Annotated in this window: 14 protein-coding genes; 3 read left to right on the top strand and 11 right to left on the bottom strand. The window is 72.8% G+C overall.

Annotated elements, in window-relative coordinates:
- Positions 1 to 108 precede the first annotated feature (108 nt).
- The 4 genes from ACLBXO_RS14920 to ACLBXO_RS14905 form a co-directional block, all read right to left on the bottom strand.
- The gene (locus ACLBXO_RS14920) at positions 109 to 1,044 is read right to left on the bottom strand and encodes an NAD-dependent epimerase/dehydratase family protein (protein ID WP_447685814.1); all 936 of its coding nucleotides are present in this window, start codon (positions 1,042 to 1,044) and stop codon (positions 109 to 111) included.
- 16 nt (positions 1,045 to 1,060) lie between these two features.
- Positions 1,061 to 2,167 (bottom strand): MraY family glycosyltransferase, encoded by a 1,107-nt coding sequence (locus ACLBXO_RS14915; RefSeq protein WP_447685813.1) that lies wholly within the window; start codon positions 2,165 to 2,167, stop codon positions 1,061 to 1,063.
- Between the two features lie 40 nt (positions 2,168 to 2,207).
- Positions 2,208 to 3,893: a methyl-accepting chemotaxis protein gene (locus ACLBXO_RS14910; RefSeq protein ID WP_447685812.1), complete on the bottom strand. Its 1,686-nt coding sequence runs from the start codon at positions 3,891 to 3,893 to the stop codon at positions 2,208 to 2,210.
- A gap of 112 nt (positions 3,894 to 4,005) precedes the next feature.
- Positions 4,006 to 6,048: a protein meaA gene (locus tag ACLBXO_RS14905; RefSeq protein WP_331314081.1), complete on the bottom strand. Its 2,043-nt coding sequence runs from the start codon at positions 6,046 to 6,048 to the stop codon at positions 4,006 to 4,008.
- 601 nt (positions 6,049 to 6,649) lie between these two features.
- Here ACLBXO_RS14905 and ccrA point away from each other — a divergent pair.
- Positions 6,650 to 7,936: a crotonyl-CoA carboxylase/reductase gene (gene ccrA, locus ACLBXO_RS14900; protein WP_331314080.1), complete on the top strand. Its 1,287-nt coding sequence runs from the start codon at positions 6,650 to 6,652 to the stop codon at positions 7,934 to 7,936.
- 168 nt (positions 7,937 to 8,104) lie between these two features.
- Positions 8,105 to 8,404, top strand: a complete 300-nt coding sequence (locus tag ACLBXO_RS14895; RefSeq protein WP_331314079.1) for an alkylphosphonate utilization protein — start codon at positions 8,105 to 8,107, stop codon at positions 8,402 to 8,404.
- A 37-nt stretch (positions 8,405 to 8,441) separates the two neighbouring features.
- On the opposite strand, the gene ACLBXO_RS14890 is transcribed toward ACLBXO_RS14895, so the two are convergent.
- Positions 8,442 to 8,618, bottom strand: coding sequence for a hypothetical protein (locus ACLBXO_RS14890; RefSeq protein ID WP_012318104.1), 177 nt, complete (start codon positions 8,616 to 8,618; stop codon positions 8,442 to 8,444).
- A gap of 214 nt (positions 8,619 to 8,832) precedes the next feature.
- On the opposite strand from ACLBXO_RS14890, the gene ACLBXO_RS14885 reads away from it, so the two are divergent.
- Positions 8,833 to 10,302 carry a serine protease gene (locus tag ACLBXO_RS14885; protein WP_447685811.1) on the top strand — a complete coding sequence of 490 codons (1,470 nt, stop codon included), beginning with the start codon at positions 8,833 to 8,835 and terminating at the stop codon, positions 10,300 to 10,302.
- Between the two features lie 96 nt (positions 10,303 to 10,398).
- Here the strand turns inward: ACLBXO_RS14885 and ACLBXO_RS14880 are convergent, their stop codons facing one another.
- The 6 genes from ACLBXO_RS14880 to ACLBXO_RS14855 form a co-directional block, all read right to left on the bottom strand.
- Positions 10,399 to 10,554: a hypothetical protein gene (locus ACLBXO_RS14880; RefSeq protein WP_007563230.1), complete on the bottom strand. Its 156-nt coding sequence runs from the start codon at positions 10,552 to 10,554 to the stop codon at positions 10,399 to 10,401.
- Positions 10,555 to 10,675: 121 nt separating this feature from the next.
- Positions 10,676 to 11,725 carry a cysteine synthase A gene (locus ACLBXO_RS14875; protein ID WP_447685810.1) on the bottom strand — a complete coding sequence of 350 codons (1,050 nt, stop codon included), beginning with the start codon at positions 11,723 to 11,725 and terminating at the stop codon, positions 10,676 to 10,678.
- Between the two features lie 40 nt (positions 11,726 to 11,765).
- The gene (locus tag ACLBXO_RS14870; RefSeq protein WP_419539330.1) at positions 11,766 to 12,749 is read right to left on the bottom strand and encodes a sulfate/molybdate ABC transporter ATP-binding protein; all 984 of its coding nucleotides are present in this window, start codon (positions 12,747 to 12,749) and stop codon (positions 11,766 to 11,768) included.
- Positions 12,750 to 12,819: 70 nt separating this feature from the next.
- Complete coding sequence (gene cysW / locus ACLBXO_RS14865; RefSeq protein WP_447685809.1) at positions 12,820 to 13,701, bottom strand: sulfate ABC transporter permease subunit CysW; 882 nt, start codon at positions 13,699 to 13,701, stop codon at positions 12,820 to 12,822.
- Positions 13,694 to 14,548 (bottom strand): sulfate ABC transporter permease subunit CysT, encoded by an 855-nt coding sequence (gene cysT / locus ACLBXO_RS14860; RefSeq protein ID WP_331314076.1) that lies wholly within the window; start codon positions 14,546 to 14,548, stop codon positions 13,694 to 13,696. Before cysT ends, cysW begins: the two co-directional genes overlap by 8 nt.
- An 11-nt stretch (positions 14,549 to 14,559) precedes the next feature.
- Positions 14,560 to 15,597 carry a sulfate ABC transporter substrate-binding protein gene (locus ACLBXO_RS14855; RefSeq protein ID WP_447685808.1) on the bottom strand — a complete coding sequence of 346 codons (1,038 nt, stop codon included), beginning with the start codon at positions 15,595 to 15,597 and terminating at the stop codon, positions 14,560 to 14,562.
- Positions 15,598 to 15,705 lie beyond the last annotated feature (108 nt).

Here is a 15,705-nt window from a genome sequence, read left to right as displayed (position 1 = left end):
CACCGCGCGCCTGTCGCGGTAAGGGGTCGACGGCGCCGGGACCGCCATCGACCGCGCCCGGACGTCCCGCCATCGACGCGGGCCGCCGGGGCGCGCCGGCCGTCGCCGTCAGCCGCCGTCGCGGGCCAGCCGGGCGAGCCCGTCGCGGGTCGAGCCGGCCGGCCGCCAGCCGAGGGACACGAGCCCGTCGGCGCGGGCGACGAGCCCCTCGGCGACGCGGGCGTACTGCGCGTCCCGGCCGGTCAGCCGGCAGGCCAGCCGGAGGAGCCCGGCCGGGACCGGGACGAGGCCCGGGCCGCGGCCGAGGCCCTGCCGGAGGGCCGCGATCATCTCGGGCAGGCTGAGCGGGTCGGGGTCGGCCGCGACGAGGGCGCGGTTCAGGGGGCCGGGCGCCGCCAGCACCGCGTCGACGGCGCCCGACAGGCTCTCCAGGGAGATCAGCGAGCGCCGCGCCTCCAGGCCGCCCAGCGGCAGCGGGTAGGGGCTACGCGCCAGCCGCAGCAGCGCCGCCATGTTGCCCTTCACGCCGGCGCCGTAGACGAGGACCGGGCGCAGCGCGACCCAGTCCAGGCCGGTCTCGGCGAGCGCCGCCTCGGCCTCGAGCTTGGAGCGGCCGTAGGCGTCGGTGGGCCGGGGCGGATCGCCCTCCCCGACCACGCCCGGCGCGCTCGCCCCGACCTGCGCGCGGATCGACGACAGGAACACGAAGCGACGCACCTTCGCGCGCGCCGCGGCCTCCGCCAGCCGGCGCGTCGCCTCGGTGTTGAGCGTGCGGTAGTCGTCCTCCGGTGCCCCCGACGCCGTCGGACCGAGATTGGCATGGGCGAGGCCGGCCGAGTGCACCACCGCGTCGACGCCGCTGAGGGCCGCCGCCATGTTGATCGGGCGGGTCAGGTCGCCGACGACCGCGCTCGCCGCGCCCTCCGGCACGGTCGTGGGCCGGCGCAGCAGCACCCGGACCCGGTAGCCGCGCGCGGTGAGGTCGGCGAGCAGGTGGCGGCCGATGAAGCCGGTCGCCCCGGTGAGCGCGATGAGTCCGGTCACGGCTGGGCGGCCTTTGTCACGGCTGGGCGGCACCTTCGGCGGGGGCCGGCGCCGGGGCGCGGGCGAAGCGGCGGAGCAGGACGGCGACCAGGGCGAGCCCGGCGGCCGACGCGGCGAGCGTGACCGGCCAGGACGGCCAAAGCAAGGTCGCGGCGGCGAGCGCCGCCAGGGCGAGATTGGCCGCGAACACCCGTCCGACCACGCCGGGCACGGTCAGCCCGTTGAGGGTGGCCCGCTGGTAATAGTGTTCGCGATGGGCCTCCCAGACCCGCTCGCCCCGCGCCGCCCGCGCGGCGAGGGTCAGGCTGGCATCGGCGAGGTAGACGAGCGGCAGCAGCAGCGCCGCGGCGAGCCCGCCCGCCAGGGCGAGCTGGCACAGCAGCCACGCGGTGACGAGCCCGACCGGCAGAGAGCCGACATCCCCGAGGAAGAGCCGCGCGACCGGCCGGTTGAACGGCGCGAAGCCCAGCACCGCGCCCAGCAGGCTCGCCGCCACCAGGGTCGGCAGCGGCGGCAGGTGCCCGGCGAGGCCGACGAGCAGGAGCGCGCCCGCCACCGGGACGATCTCCGCCACCGTCATCCAGTCGAGCCCGTCCATGAAGTTCGTCAGGTTGACGAACCACAGGCCGGCCAGCAGCGCGAGGCCGCGCTCCAGCCAGAGCGGCAGGCCGGGCAGCAGGCGCCCGTCCAGGTGCCAGACCAGCAGGCCGACCACGACGGCCTGCACGGCGAGCCGCAGGGCGGCCGGCAGCGGCCGGACGTCGTCCACGGCACCGAGGACGGCCAGGGCCAGGGCGCCGCCGGCGAGCCAGATCCAGTCCGGCCGCCCGCCGATCTCCGGCGCCGCGATCAGCAGGCCCGAGATCGTGACCAGCGCCGTCACCACGGCGATCCCGCCCCCCTGCGGTGTCGGCACGGTGTGGCTGGAGCGGGCGTTCGGCCGGGCCAGGGCGTAGCGCTGCAGCAGCGGGCGCAGGCGCAGGATCAGGCCCGCCGAGAGGGCGGCGGCGAGGGGTACCGCCAGGAGCAGGATCGCCGTCAGGGCGAACGGCAGGGCGAACAGGGCGGGCGGCGCGTCGGGCGGCAAAATGGGCGGCAAGTTGGGCGGCAAGTTGGGCGGCATGGCGCCGTCCTACGCGATCCGCCGCCCGACCGTGAGGGGGCTACGCCGCCCGCACCGTGGCGAGGAAGCGCGCGACCTCGGCCCCGAGATGCTCGGACTGGCGCGACATCTCGCTCGCGGCCCCGAGCACCTGGGCGGCGGCGGCGCCCGTCTCCTCGGCGGACTGGGCGAGGCTCGCGATGGTGCCGGTGACCGCGCCGGTGCCGGCGGCCGCCTCGGCGACGTTGCGGACGATCTCCTGGGTGGCCGCCCCCTGCTGCTCGACGGCGGCCGCGATGCTGGCGGCCACGCCGTCGATCTCGCGGATGCGCCGCCCGATCCCGTCGATCGCCGACGCGGCCTGCCCGGTGGAGGACTGGATCCGGCCGATCTGGCCGGTGATCTCCTCGGTGGCCCGGGCGGTCTGCTCGGCGAGCGCCTTCACCTCCGAGGCGACGACCGCGAAGCCGCGGCCCGCGGCGCCGGCACGCGCCGCCTCGATCGTGGCGTTGAGCGCCAGCAGGTTGGTCTGGGCGGCGATCCCGGAGATCAGCGCCACCACGTCGCCGACCTTCGCGGCCGCGCCGCTCAGGTCCTGGACCAGCGCAACCGTGTTGGTCGCCTCGGCGACGGCGACCCGCGCGAGCTCCGCCGAGCCGCTGACCTGCCGGCCGATCTCCTGCACGGAGGAGCCGAGCTCCTCGGCGGCGGCCGCGACGGTGTTGACGTTGGCGGCGGCGTCGCCCGCCGCGGCCGCGACGGTGCCGGATTGCCCGGCCGCCTCGGCCGCGCTGCCGGTCAGCGACCGGGCGGTCGCCTCCAGCTCGGTGGCCGCCGCCGACACGCCACCGACGATGCCGCCCACCGCCTGCTCGAAGGCGTCGGCCAGGGCCCGGGTCGCGGCGCGGCGCTGCGTCTCGGCGTCCGCGCGGGCCAGCGCCGTCTCCGCCTCCAGGGCGCGCGCCCGGACGAGGTTGTCGCGGAACACCACCACGGAGCCCGCCAGCGCCCCGATCTCGTCGCGGCGCTCCTGCCCGGAGATCGCCACCTCGGCGTCGCCCGCCGCGAGGCGCTGCGTCACGGCGGCGATCTTGCGGAGCGGCCCGCTGACGCCGCGGGTCACCAGCACGAAGGCGCCGAGCGCCACCAGCAGGGCGAGGCCGGCGAGCGCCAGCACGTTCCGCTTGGCGGCGTCGTAGGTCTGCGCGATCAGCGTGCCGCTCGCCTGCGATCCGTCGCCGTTCAGGGCGACGAGCTTCTCCCAGTCGGCCATGATGGCGCGGATGCTGTCCGACATCGTCGTGTTGTAGATCCGCTGGCCGCCGGCGACGTCGCCCGCCTCGGCCTTGGCCACCGCCTCCCGCTGCTGCTCGGCGTAGGTGGCCACGTGCTGGCGGAACACCGCGTAGGCCTCGCGCTCGGGCTGGGTCAGCGGCAGGGCCTCGTACCGGGCGTACTGGGCGGCGAGCAGCGCGTCGCGCTTGGCGATCTGGTCGGCGACCTCGGCGCGCAGCGCCGGCGTGTCGGCGGTGATCAGGCGCACGGCGTTGACCCGCTGCCGCATGAAGTTGATGCCGATCCGGCCGAGGGCGTCGGTGGCCGGGATGCGCGTGTCGCGCAGCTGCGCGGCGGCGGACTCGATGCGCCCGAGCTCGGCCAGCGAGAGGCCGCTCGTGGCGGCGATCAGCAGCACCAGGGCCGCGAGACACAGGCCGAGCTTGGCCGCGATGGAGATGCCGGCGCGCATAGGTATTGGTCCCCGATCCCGTATCTGGGATCGGAGCCCATGCTTGTCCGATAAACGTTAAAGTTGTTTGGATCCTGCCCGGACCGGCCGACATCCGGGCAGGAACGGTCCGCTAGTAGACCTGTGCCTCCGCGCGCGGCTGATCCGCCGGGCCGTCGCGCCGCTCCAGGCCCTTCTCCACGACCTTGGCGAGCCCGACCATGATCTGGTCGATGGCGTAGTCCTTCGGCGTGTAGACGGCGCGCACGCCCATGTTCTTCAGGACGAGCTCGTCCTCCGGCGAGATGATGCCGCCGACCACCACCGGGACGTGGTCGAGCCCGGCCTCGCGCATCTTGGCGCGGACCTCCCGCACCAGCGGCACGTGGGAGCCGGACAGGATCGACAGGCCGACCACGTGGGCGCCGGTCTCCTTGGCCTTCGCGACGATCTCGGCCGGCGTCTGACGGATGCCGTCGTAGGTGACGTCGAAGCCGACGTCCCGGGCGCGGAGCGCGATCTGCTCGGCGCCGTTGGAATGGCCGTCGAGGCCCGGCTTGCCGACCACGAGCTTCGGCGTCTCGCCCAGCCGCTCGCCGAGATCGGCGATCAGCAGCTTGGCCTCCTCGGCCGCTCCGGACGAGACCGTCTCCAGGGTCACGCCGGTGGGCGCCCGGTACTCGCCGAAGACCGCCCGCAGGCGCGCGCCCCACTCGCCCGTCGTGACGCCGGCCCTGGCGGCCTCGATCGAGGGCGGCATGATGTTGGCGCCGGAGCGCGCCGCCTGCTCCAGGGCGTCGAGGGCTTGGCCCACGGCGCTCTCGTCGCGGCGGCCGCGCCACTCGCGGATCCGGCCCTGCGCCTCCATCTCGACGGTCTCGGAGACGGAGAAGATCGCCCCCTCCCCGGCCGTGAGCGGCGACGGCTCCCCCTGCTGCCACTTGTTGACGCCGACCACGATCTGCTCGCCGGCCTCGATCGCCGAGATCCGCCGCGCGTTGGACTCCACCAGCGCGCGCTTGAGCGCCCCGGTCTCGACCGCCGCGACGGCGCCGCCGATGCCGCCGATCCGCTCCAGCTCGGCGCGGGTCTGCGCCTTCAGTTCCTCGACCTTGGCCTCGATCACGTGGCTGCCGTCGAAGATGTCGTCGTACTCGAGGAGGTCGGTCTCGAAGGCCAGGATCTGCTGCATGCGCATGGACCATTGCTGGTCCCAGGGCCGCGGCAGACCGAGCGCCTCGTTCCAGGCCGGGAGCTGCACCGCGCGGGCGCGGGCGCGCTTGGACAGCGTCACCGCCAGCATCTCGATCAGGATGCGGTGGACGTTGTTCTCCGGCTGCTGCTCGGTGAGCCCCAGCGAGTTCACCTGCACGCCGTAGCGGAAGATGCGCTTCTTCGGGTCGTCGATGCCGTAGCGCTCCCGGGCGATCTCGTCCCAGAGTTCCGAGAACGCCCGCATCTTGCAGATCTCGGTGACGAACCGCAGGCCCGCGTTCACGAAGAACGAGATCCGGCCGAACACCTCGGGGAAGCTCGCGGCGTCGAACTCGGGGTCGTCGCGCACGGTGTCGAGCACCGCGATGGCGATGGCGAGCGCGTAGGACAGCTCCTGGACCGGCGTCGCCCCCGCCTCCTGCAGGTGGTAGGAGCAGACGTTCATCGGATTCCACTTCGGCACGTTCTTCGTGGTGAAGAGGATCACGTCCTTGGTGAGCCGCAGGCTGGGCGCGGGCGGGAACACGTAGGTGCCGCGCGACAGGTACTCCTTGATGATGTCGTTCTGGGTCGTGCCCTGGAGCGCGGCGATCGGCGCGCCCTGCTCCTCGGCCACCGCGAGGTAGAGCGCCAGCAGCCACGGGGCCGTGGCGTTGATCGTCATCGAGGTGTTCATCTGGGCGAGCGGGATGTCCTGGAACAGGGTCCGCATGTCGCCGAGATGCGCGATCGAGACGCCGACCTTGCCGACCTCGCCGCGGGACAGCTCGTGGTCGGGATCGTAGCCGGTCTGGGTCGGCAGGTCGAAGGCGACCGACAGGCCGGTCTGGCCCTTGGCGAGGTTGCCCCGATAGAGCTTGTTGGACTCCGCCGCGGTCGAGTGCCCCGCGTAGGTGCGGATGATCCAGGGCTTGTCGCGGCTCGACTTGTCGCTCCTGGTCTCGGCGACGCTCGCGCCCATTCCTCGCCTCCGTGTGATCTTTGTATCCGCGCGGGGCGCGGCCTTGCGGTCACCGTAGCGAAGGCTTGAGCACGCGTCATCCGGGACGGAAGTGCAAGACGCCCGCGCGGGCATCGGCGGCTCATGAAAAAACTTGCCCGCCGGAACAGCGGGATTTGAAGGTGCCGCGGCGCGCCGCCGGCCGCGTGCCGCCCGCACGCGCGGTCCGGACGGTTGTCCCGGCCCGCTCTGTCAATGCTGGTATAATGTCTACCTGAACTGTACTGCGCGGGACTTGCCGCCGGTCAGGCGCGAGACAGCACGTCTTAACAAGGACTTAGAGGGGCATGTGCTCGCCCAGCGACCGGGAGCAGCGCGGGCCCTCGGCGGCGGAGTCGGGCAAGGTCTCGGGACCGGGCGACCGAGGCCAGCGCCGAATAATACTTGGTCTGCCGGAAAGCCGATTTTGAATACGTGGCTGCGCGCCCTGTGCTCGCGCTTTTTTCATGTCGGAAACCGTCGGCTTTCGACTTTCGGCCCACTTGGACGCCTCCGGCATCGCCGGTATAGCGCGATGGAGAACCGCGGCCGTGAGAAACACGCGGGACGAGAGGAGAGCGAGATGGCGGCGAGCGCTGCGATCAGTCCGACGGGTGGGGAGGTCAAGGACCTCTACGAGATGGGTGAGATCCCGCCGCTGGGTCATGTGCCGGCCAAGATGTATGCCTGGGCGATCCGGCGCGAGCGGCACGGTCCCCCGGAGCAGTCCCACCAGCTCGAGGTGCTGCCGGTCTGGGAGATCGGCGACGACGAGGTGCTGGTCTACGTCATGGCGGCGGGCGTCAACTACAACGGCGTCTGGGCCGGCCTCGGCGAGCCGATCTCGCCCTTCGACGTGCACAAGGGCGAGTACCACATCGCGGGCTCCGACGCCTCCGGCATCGTCTGGAAGGTCGGCTCCAAGGTGAAGCGCTGGAAGGTCGGCGACGAGGTCATCGTCCACTGCAACCGGGACGACGGCGACGACGAGGAGTGCAACGGCGGCGACCCGATGTTCTCGCCCTCGCAGCGCATCTGGGGCTACGAGACCGGCGACGGCTCGTTCGCGCAGTTCTGCCGGGTGCAGTCCCGCCAGCTCATGGTCCGGCCGAAGCACCTCACCTGGGAGGAGGCGGCCTGCTACACGCTGACGCTCGCCACCGCCTACCGCATGCTGTTCGGCCACGCCCCGCACACGGTGAAGCCCGGCCAGAACGTGCTGATCTGGGGTGCCTCCGGCGGCCTCGGCGTGTTCGGCGTGCAGCTCTGCGCGGCCTCGGGCGCCAACGCGATCGCGGTGATCTCGGACGATTCGAAGCGGGACTACGTGATGAGCCTCGGCGCCAAGGGCGTCATCAACCGCAAGGACTTCAACTGCTGGGGCCAGCTCCCGAAGGTCAACAGCCCCGAGTTCCACGCCTGGACCAAGGAGGCGCGGAAGTTCGGCAAGGCGATCTGGGACATCACCGGCAAGCAGGACGTCGACATCGTGTTCGAGCATCCCGGCGAGGCGACCTTCCCGGTCTCGGCGCTGGTGGTGAAGCGCGGCGGCATGGTGGTGTTCTGCGCCGGCACGACCGGCTTCAACATCACCTTCGACGCCCGCTACGTCTGGATGCGCCAGAAGCGCATCCAGGGCTCGCACTTCGCCCACCTCAAGCAGGCCTCGGCGGCGAACCAGTTCGTGCTCGACCAGCGGATCGACCCGTGCATGAGCGAGGTCTTCCCCTGGGACAAGATCCCCCAGGCCCACACCAAGATGTGGAAGAACCAGCACCCGCCGGGCAACATGGCCTGCCTCGTCAACTCGCCCCGCGCCGGCCTGCGCACGGTCGAGGACGTGATCGAGGCCGGCCCGCTCAAGCGGTAGGGTGCCCCGTCGAGCCGGCCCCGCTCTCGCGCGGGGCCGGCCCGATCGGCTAAGCTTCGCGGCGTCCCGCGCCGACCCGCTGACCGGTTCGGTGTGCCGGGACGCGCGGATGACGGGCCCACGCGATCCTGACAGGACTCGGCCCCGATCCGAACAGGGGGCACGGCTTTGAGCGGCGACGACGAAACTTACGTCTACGACGAGGCGACGGGCGAGTGGCTCCCGCCCGGCTCCGCGGCCACGCCCCCCGCGGCGACGGCCGTCCGCGACGCGGCCGGCAACATCCTGGCCGACGGCGATTCGGTCACCCTGATCAAGGACCTCAAGGTCAAGGGTGCCAACCAGACCCTGAAGCAGGGCACGGTCATCCGCTCGATCCGGCTCACGGACGATCCGGAGGAGATCGACTGCCGCCACGACACCATCAAGGGCCTGGTGCTGCGCACCGAGTTCGTGCGCAGGCGCTGAGACCGATTCGGGGCGGCGCTTCCCCCGACCGTTCGCGCTACCGCCGCCGCGTCTCGTCCTGCGGCAGGTGGCGGCCGTAGGCCTCCTGCTTCTCCGCGCGCTCCTGGATCAGGTCGGCGTAGGCCTGCCGCATCTCCGGCGACACGCTGATGCTCTTGCCCTTGGCGGCCTTGCGCTTGGGCGCCTTCTTGAAGGTGTTGTTGGTGTCGCTCATGCCGGGCCCCGCGTCGAACCGTGGCGGCATCGCGTGGCCGGACGACCGATCCGGGAGCCGGCCGCCGCCCAGGGCCGGACATCCGCCCTGTAGCGCATCGCGGCGCCGGACGCACGGCTGCTGGGATCGGGCCGGGATCGGGCCGGGGCCGGATTGATCTGGCCTGTCGCGGCGGCCTCTGCCAGGATCGGCCGACGAGGGTCGGAGGGCGGGCATGGATTCGGGTGACGCGTCGCGGTGTCGGATCCCGGGCGCCCCGCGCGGCCGCGCCCGGCGCGCGTCCGCCCTCGCGATCCTGATCGCCCTCGGCACCGGGCCGGTCGCGGCCCAGGACCGGCCGGCGCCCGCCCGGGCCGCTCCGAGACCCGCGGCGGTGCCCGGAGCGCCGGCCGACCCGGCCTTCGAGGCCATGAAGGCCGGCTTCGAGGCCCTGCCGGAGGCCGACCGCAAGGCCGTCCAGGACGCCCTCGTCTGGACCGGCGACTTCAACGCCGTGGTGTCGGGGGCCTTCGGGCGCCGGACCTTCGAGGCGCTCACCGCCCACGCCGCCCGGACCGGCGGGGCCGACCCCCTCGATCCGCGCGGCCGGGCGGCGCTGCTGGCCGCCGGCGCGGCGGCGCGGAACGCGGCGCGCTTCCGCGTCGCGGTCGATCCCGGGACCGGCGCCGTGATGGGGGTGCCCGAGCGGCTCCTGGCGAGACGGACCGCCCTGCCCTCCGGGACCCGCTGGCAGAGCCAGGACGGGCGCGTCACCCTGGAATCCCGCGCCTTCCCGCCGGGCGCCGAGAGCCTGGACGCGCTGTTCGAGAAGGCGACCGCGCCGCTCCCCGGCCGCAAGGTGACCTACAAGCTGAGGCGGCCGGACACCGTCGTGGTCACCGCCGAGACCGGGCCGGGACTGTCCTACATCCGCTACGCCTCCGGACCCGAGGGCGTCCGCGGTTTCCTGCTCGGCTACGACAGGGCCCTGGCACCGGAGGTCGACCGGCTCGTCATCGCCGTGGCGAACGCCTTCGTGCCGTTTCCCGACACCGCCGCGGCGCCGGCCGCCCAGCTCCCCTCAGGCCCGGCGCCGGCGACCCGCGGCGCCGACCCGGCGCCCCGGCCGCAGGCCGCCGCGCCCCTGGGGCCGGCGAGCCTCGCCTCCGCTCCGGCATCGGGCGCGGGTCTCGCGGTGGCGCCGGGACGCGTGCTCACCGCCGCCGCCGTGCTGGAGGGCTGCGCGCAGCCCCGCGTCGGCGCGACGGCGGCGCGGGTGCTCGCCACCGACCCGGCCGGCCTCGCCCTCCTCGACGTGCCCGGCGCCCCTGCCCCGCTCCGGCCCGCGCTCCGGTCCGAGCCCGTCGGTGCCGAGGAGAGCGTGATCGCCCTGGCGCCGGGCGCCGACGGGGTCCAGGCCGCCCCCGGCGATGCGCGGGGCGGCGACGTGATCGCGGCGCTCCAGCCGGGTTCCGGCGGCGCGCCGGTGCTCGACCGGTCGGGGGCCCTCGTCGGGCTCGTCGCCCGCTATCCCGCGACGCCCCGCCGGGTCGCCGGGGTGGTGCCGCCGGCGCGCCTGCCGGTCGTGCCGGCACGGGCGATCGCCGCCTTCCTCGCCGCCCAGGGCATCGCCGCCGCGCCGCCCCAACCGGGGGGCGGGCCCGGCGCGGTCGCGCCCGCCGTGTTCGGGATCACCTGCCGGTAGGGATCGCGAAGGTCGGATGTCCTGTCGCTCGGCCGGGACCCGCGGCCGTCCAGGGGCCCGGGCGGACCATCGTCCGCCCGGGCGACGGGTTCCGGCTCAGAGCCGCCCGGTGACCAGGAGAACGATCAGCACGATCAGCAGGATGCCGCCCAGGCCGAAGCCGGGCCCGCGATACGCGCCGCCGCCGAGGAAGCCGCCGCCGCCGAAGGCCAGGATGATCAGGATGATGAGCAGGATGGTGACGAGGGACATCGGTCGCGTTCTCCGGACGGTCGCGCTGGTGCGAGCGTGACCGTTCAAACGCTGCGACATTCCGTTCCGTTCAACGCCAAGCTACGCTTTTGTGAGGAAAATTCCGGATGAGGCCCGGGCCTCAGGCGTGCCAGTCCGGCAGGGCCTCCGCGGGCGCGTCGAGCCAGCCCGGCACCGGCAGGTCGCGCTCGGCGAGGAAGGTCGGGTTGAACAGCTTCGAGGCGTAGCGGGCCGCCCCGTCGCACAGGATCGTCACGACGGTGTGGCCGGGCCCGAGGTCCCGGGCCAGCCGGATCGCCCCGGCGACGTTGATGCCCGACGAGCCGCCCAGCGACAGCCCCTCCTCCCGCATCAGCCCGAAGACGATGTCGAGGGCCTCGCGGTCCGGGATCCGGAAGGCGCGGTCCGGTGTGAAGCCCTCCAGGTTGCGGGTGATCCGTCCCTGGCCGATCCCCTCGGTGATCGAGGAGCCCTCGGCCTTCAGGGTGCCGGTCGTGTAGTGGGCGTAGAGGGCCGAGCCTTCCGGATCCGACAGCGCGATCCGCACCTGCGGGTTGCGGGCGCGCAGGGCCTCGGCGGTGCCGGCCAGCGTGCCGCCGGTCCCGGCCGCGCAGACGAAGCCGTCGACCCGGCCGCCGGTCTGCGCCCAGATCTCCGGACCGGTGCCGTCGACATGGGCCCGCCGATTGGCGACGTTGTCGAACTGGTCGGCGAAGAAGGCGCCCGCCGGCTCGGTGGCGGCGAGCTTCTCCGCGAGCCGCCGGGCCACGTGGACGTAGTTGTTCGGGTTGGCGAAGGGCACCGCCGGCACCTCCACCAGCCGGGCGCCCGCGAGCCGCAGGGTCTGCTTCTTCTCCTCGGACTGGGTGACCGGGATGACGATCAGCGTCCGGTAGCCGCGCACCGAGGCCACCAGGGCGAGGCCGATGCCGGTGTTGCCGGCGGTGCCCTCCACGATCATGCCGCCCGGCCCGATCAGGCCCTTGGCCTCGGCGTCCCGCACGATCGAGAGCGCCGCGCGGTCCTTCACCGACAGGCCGGGATTGAGGAACTCGGCCTTGCCATAGATGGCGCAGCCGGTCTCCTCGGAGGCCCGGCGCAGGCGGATCAGCGGCGTCTGGCCGATGGCGGCGAGGACATCGGGGGCGGGGTCGCGACTCGGTGCGGTCATGGGTCGGCAGCGTAGGGTGCCGCGCGGCCGCTGGCGAGCCTCACCCGAACACGTGCCCCCCGTTGATCCGCAGACCCACCGGGTGCCCGGCGGCGTAGCGCACGCCGTCGGAATCCTCGACCGCCAGTACGCGACCCTCGGCGTCGGCCACCTCGATCCGCTGGCGGCCCTGCGTCCGGTAGGAGCTGCGCACGGTGCCGGAGAGGTGCGAAGCCTCGGGCTCGGCGAGCTGGAGCTGCCAGGGGCGCACGTAGAGCTTCACCGGACCGATCGTGCCGACCGGCGCGACGACCGGCGTCTCCCGCCCGCGCACCAGCACCCGGCCGCCCTCGGCGATGGCCTCGACCTCGACGGAATCGCCCAGAAACTTCATGACGGTCGCGGAGGCCGGATTCTCCTGCACCTCGTCCGGCGTGCCGACCTGCTCCAGCCGGCCGCGATCCAGCACCGCCACCCGGTCGGACAGCTCCAGCGCCTCGTCCTGGTCGTGGGTCACGAAGATCGTGGTCTGGCCGGTGCGGTCGTGGATCTCGCGCAGCCAGCGGCGCAGGTCCTTTCGGACCTGGGCGTCCAGCGCCCCGAAGGGCTCGTCGAGCAGCAGCACCCGCGGCTCCACGGCGAGCGCGCGGGCGAGCGCCACGCGCTGGCGCTGACCGCCCGAGAGCTGCGACGGGTAGCGGTCGCCGAACCCCGACAGGCGGATCAGGTCGAGCAGGTCGCCGACCCGGCGCTTGATCTCGGTCTTGGACGGGCGATCGGCGCGGCGGCGCGCGTTCAGCCCGTAGGCGATGTTGTCGGCCACGCTCATGTGCTTGAACAGGGCGTAGTGCTGGAAGACGAAGCCGACCGCCCGCTCCTGCACGGCGAGTCCGGTGGCGTCGTCGTCCCCGAACAGGATCCGGCCCCGGTCCGGCGCGTCGAGCCCGGCGATGATCCGCAAGAGCGTCGTCTTGCCCGAGCCCGAGGGCCCGAGCAGGCCGATCAGCTCGCCCGCCCGCACGTCCAGCGACAGGTCGTGCAGCACCGCCGCCGTGTCGAACGTCTTCGAGACGTTCTCGACCCGGATCGCCGTCGAGGGGCGATCCGAGGGCCTGTCAGTGCGCCCGGCCGTGCGCGAGCTCGCCCGCGAAGCGCCATTCGAGGACGGATTTGAGGACGAGGGTGATGAGGGCAAGGACGGCGAGGAGCGAAGCGACGGCGAATGCGGCGACGAAGTTGTACTCATTGTAGAGGATCTCCACGTGGAGTGGGATGGTGTTGGTCAGGCCGCGGATGTGGCCCGACACCACCGACACCGCCCCGAACTCGCCCATCGCCCGGGCATTGCAGAGGAGCACGCTGTAGAGCAGGCCCCAGCGGATATTGGGCAGCGTCACCGTCCGGAACGCGTGCAGGCCCGAGGCGCCGAGCGTCAGCGCCGCCTCTTCCTCGGCGGTCCCCTGCTCCTGCATCAGCGGGATCAGCTCGCGGGCGACGAACGGGAAGGTCACGAACACCGTCGCCAGCACGATCCCCGGCAGGGCGAACAGGATCTGGATGCCGTGATCGATGAGCCAGGAGCCGAACAGGCCCTGGGACCCGAACAGCAGCACGTAGATCATCCCCGAGACCACCGGCGAGACCGAGAACGGCAGGTCGATCAGAGTGATCAGCAGCGCCTTGCCGGGGAAATCGAACTTGGCGATCGCCCAGGAGGCGGCGAGCCCGAACACGACGTTGAACGGCACCGCGATCGCCGCCACCGTCAGCGTCAGCCGGATCGCGCTCCAGGCATCGGGCTCGCGGAACGCGTCCAGGAAGGCGCCGAGCCCCTTCGAGAAGGCCTGGAGGAAGACCGCGAACAGCGGCAGCACCAGGAAGAGCGCGAGGAACGCCACCGCGATCCCGATCAGGACCGCGCGGATGCCCGCGCCCTCGGAGGCGACCGGGGCCGGCTTGGCGGCCGGCACGAAGGCGGGGGAGAAGATCTCAGACATAGCCGAACCGCCTCCGGGACCAGGCCTGGATGAGATTGATGGCGAGCAGCGTCAGGAACGAGATCCCGAGCATGATCGTCGCGATGGCCGCGGCGCCGCCGTAGTCGAACTCGGAGAGCTTGATGACGATCAGGAGCGGCGCGATCTCCGACACGTAGGGCAGGTTGCCGGCGATGAAGATGATCGAGCCGTACTCGCCGACGCCCCGGGCGAAGGCGAGCGCGAAGCCCGTGAGCACCGCCGGGATCAGCGGCGGCAGCACCACCCGGGTGAGGGTGACGAGGCGCGTCGCCCCGAGGGTGGCCGAGGCCTCCTCGATCTCCTTGTCGATCTCGGCGATCAGCGGCTGCACGGTCCGCACCGCGAAGGGCAGGCCGATGAACACCATGGCGATGAAGATGCCGACCGGCGTGTAGGCCGCCTGGATGCCGAGGCGCGCGAGCGGCGCGCCGAGGAGCCCGTCCGGCGCGTAGAGCGCGGCGAGCGCGATGCCGGCGACCGCGGTGGGCAGGGCGAACGGCAGGTCGACGGCGGCGTCGACCAGCTTGCGGCCCGGGAAGCGGTAGCGGGTCAGCACCCAGGCCACGAGGAAGCCGAAGGCCGAGGCCACCAGCGCCGCGATGGCCGAGACGCCGAAGCTGATCCGCAGGGCGCTCGCAACGCGGGGATCGGTGGCGACCTCCCAGATGCCCGACAGGCCGAGACCCGAGGCCTTCACCACGAGGCCCGCGAGCGGCAGCAGGACGATCAGGCCGAGGCAGGTCAGCGTGTAGCCGAAGCTGATCCCGAAGCCCGGGATCACGCTCGGCCGTCGGAATGTCCGACGGGGACGGGGCGTCTGGACCATGATCTGAAGCCTCAGCGGCCGGCCCGGCTCAGACGGTCGAACAGGCCGCCGGCGTCGAAGTTCCGCTTCTGGATCTCGTCCCAGGATCCCTGCAGATCCTCGATCTTGAACAGCTTGATCTCGGGCAGCTGGGCGAGATCCGCCGGGGCGGCCGCCTCCCGCCGGATCGGCCGGTAATGGTGCTTGGCGAAGATCGCCTGGGCGCGGTCGCCGTAGAGGAAGTCGAGATAGGCCTGGGCCGCCTTGGTGGTGCCCTTCCGCTCGGCATTGACCGCCACCAGGGCCACGGGCGGCTCGGCGTAGATCGAGGTCGGCGGCGAGACGATGTCGAACTTGTCGGCGCCGAATTCCTGGAGCACGAGGTAGGCCTCGTTCTCCCAGGTCGGCAGGACGTCGCCGAGGCCGCGCTGCGCGAAGGTCACGGTCGACCCGCGGGCGCCGGTGTCGAGCACCGGCACGTTCTTGTAGACCTGCCCCACGAAGGCGTCGGCCTTGGCGGCGTCCTTGTCGTGATTGTAGGCGTAGCCCCAGGCGGCGAGGAAGTTCCAGCGCCCGCCCGCCGACGTCTTCGGGTTCGGGGTGATGACCTTCACGTCGGGCTTGACCAGGTCGTCCCAGTCCTTGACGCCCTTCGGGTTGCCCTTCCGGACGAGGAACACCACCGTCGAGGTGTAGGGCGTCCCCTGGTTCGGCAGCTTGCTGCGCCAGTCCTCGGGGATCTTGCGGGTGAGCTTGGCGATCGCGTCGATGTCGGAGGGGATGCCGAGGGTGACCACGTCGGCGTCGACCCCGTCGATCACCGTCCGCGCCTGCGCGCCCGAGCCGCCGTGCGAGGCCCGCACCGTGATCGCCTCACCGGTCTTGGCCTTCCAGTCCGCCGCGAAGGCGGTGTTGATCTCGCGGTAGAGTTCGCGCGTCGGATCGTACGAGACGTTGAGGAGCGCGGTCTCCGCCGCGACCGGCAGCGCGCAGGCCAGCAGCGCGGCTCCGGCCATGAGGGAGAGCCCGATCGCCCGAGCCGACCGGCCCCGACCTGAAGCGTTCGTCATCACGTCCGATCCCCCAGCCATCCGCGTTCGCGACGCAGGGACAAGCGTCCCCGGGACGCCCGAAATCGTTCGTTTTACAGAACGAAGTCAAGCCTCGAATGCGGACCT

The sequence above is a fragment of the Methylobacterium sp. C33D genome, assembly GCF_053345825.1.
The sequence above is the reverse complement of the archived record's forward strand: the minus strand, read 5'-3'. Positions and strand labels throughout refer to the sequence as shown.

Coding starts and splice junctions, on each gene's coding strand:
- ACLBXO_RS14915 (WP_447685813.1), bottom strand. CDS start 2,167: ATGCCGCCCAACTTGCCGCCCAACTTGCCGCCCATTTTGCCGCCCGAC.
- ACLBXO_RS14910 (WP_447685812.1), bottom strand. CDS start 3,893: ATGCGCGCCGGCATCTCCATCGCGGCCAAGCTCGGCCTGTGTCTCGCG.
- ACLBXO_RS14885 (WP_447685811.1), top strand. CDS start 8,833: ATGGATTCGGGTGACGCGTCGCGGTGTCGGATCCCGGGCGCCCCGCGC.
- ccrA (WP_331314080.1), top strand. CDS start 6,650: ATGGCGGCGAGCGCTGCGATCAGTCCGACGGGTGGGGAGGTCAAGGAC.
- ACLBXO_RS14905 (WP_331314081.1), bottom strand. CDS start 6,048: ATGGGCGCGAGCGTCGCCGAGACCAGGAGCGACAAGTCGAGCCGCGAC.
- cysT (WP_331314076.1), bottom strand. CDS start 14,548: ATGGTCCAGACGCCCCGTCCCCGTCGGACATTCCGACGGCCGAGCGTG.
- ACLBXO_RS14875 (WP_447685810.1), bottom strand. CDS start 11,725: ATGACCGCACCGAGTCGCGACCCCGCCCCCGATGTCCTCGCCGCCATC.
- ACLBXO_RS14890 (WP_012318104.1), bottom strand. CDS start 8,618: ATGAGCGACACCAACAACACCTTCAAGAAGGCGCCCAAGCGCAAGGCC.
- ACLBXO_RS14855 (WP_447685808.1), bottom strand. CDS start 15,597: ATGACGAACGCTTCAGGTCGGGGCCGGTCGGCTCGGGCGATCGGGCTC.
- ACLBXO_RS14880 (WP_007563230.1), bottom strand. CDS start 10,554: ATGTCCCTCGTCACCATCCTGCTCATCATCCTGATCATCCTGGCCTTC.
- cysW (WP_447685809.1), bottom strand. CDS start 13,701: ATGTCTGAGATCTTCTCCCCCGCCTTCGTGCCGGCCGCCAAGCCGGCC.